General features: G+C 49.1%; 1 protein-coding gene. It reads right to left on the bottom strand.

Annotation, left to right across the window (positions count from 1 at the left end):
- Window positions 1-27 precede the first annotated feature (27 nt).
- A partial coding sequence (gene glpK, locus R7D93_RS25890) for a glycerol kinase GlpK (protein WP_318129631.1) occupies window positions 28-1,115 on the bottom strand: 1,088 nt, incomplete at its 5' end.

Genomic DNA, 1,115 nt, shown 5'->3' with positions numbered 1-1,115 from the left:
GCGCTCTTTGTTCGTTTGGGAGAAAAATTAATCGTCTTCGTCGTGCAGTTCAGACCAAGTTTGCGCACATTTCACAGCGCGTTTCCAACCTTTGTAACGACGGTTGCGTTTTTCTTCGTCATCATGCGGTTCGAACGTACGATCAAGCACTGCTTTATCTTGCAGCTCATCAATGCTGTTCCAGTAACCAACCGCTAAACCTGCCAGGTATGCAGCACCAAGAGCCGTTACTTCAGTCACTTGTGGACGATGTACTTCTGTGTTTAATACATCCGATTGGAATTGCATTAGGAAGTTGTTTGCTACCGCACCGCCATCAACACGCAAGTTTGCGAGCTTGATGCCAGAGTCAGCTTGCATCGCATCCAGTACGTCACGAGTTTGGTAAGCGATGCCTTCCAGAGTCGCGCGGATAATGTGGTTTGAGTTCACACCGCGAGTAAGGCCAACAATGGTGCCACGTGCGTAAGCATCCCAGTATGGAGCGCCAAGGCCAGTAAAGGCTGGTACTACATAAACGCCGTTCGATGTGTCCACTTTTGTTGCGAAGTATTCAGAATCTTCTGCACCGTTTAGTATTTTCAGTTCATCACGTAGCCACTGGATAGAGGCACCACCCATGAACACTGCACCTTCAAGTGCGTAAGCTGGCTCGCCTTTCGGGCCACAAGCTAGTGTGGTAAGCAGACCATTCTTCGAGGTGACTTTCTCTTGGCCAGTGTTCATCAGCAAGAAACAACCTGTGCCGTATGTGTTTTTCGCTTGGCCAGCTTCCACACACATTTGGCCGTATAACGCTGCTTGTTGGTCACCTGCAATCCCTGCGATAGGAATACGAGTACCGCCTTTACCACCGATGTTCGTTTTGCCGTAAATTTCCGAAGAGCGTTTTACTTCTGGCATCATTGATGCCGGAATGCCCATCTCATCCAACAGCTTTTGGTCCCAACATAGGTCGTTGATGTTAAACAGCATGGTACGTGATGCGTTGGTGTAGTCAGTAACGTGAACGCGGCCTTGAGTCATCTTCCATACTAACCACGTATCGACGGTACCAAACAGCAGTTTACCTGCTTCTGCATCTTCGCGTGCGCCTTCTACGTTATCCAGAATCC

This window comes from Vibrio sp. YT-15 (assembly GCF_033337445.1).
In the GTDB taxonomy this organism is placed as follows: domain Bacteria; phylum Pseudomonadota; class Gammaproteobacteria; order Enterobacterales; family Vibrionaceae; genus Vibrio; species Vibrio alginolyticus.
The sequence above is the reverse complement of the archived record's forward strand: the minus strand, read 5'-3'. Positions and strand labels throughout refer to the sequence as shown.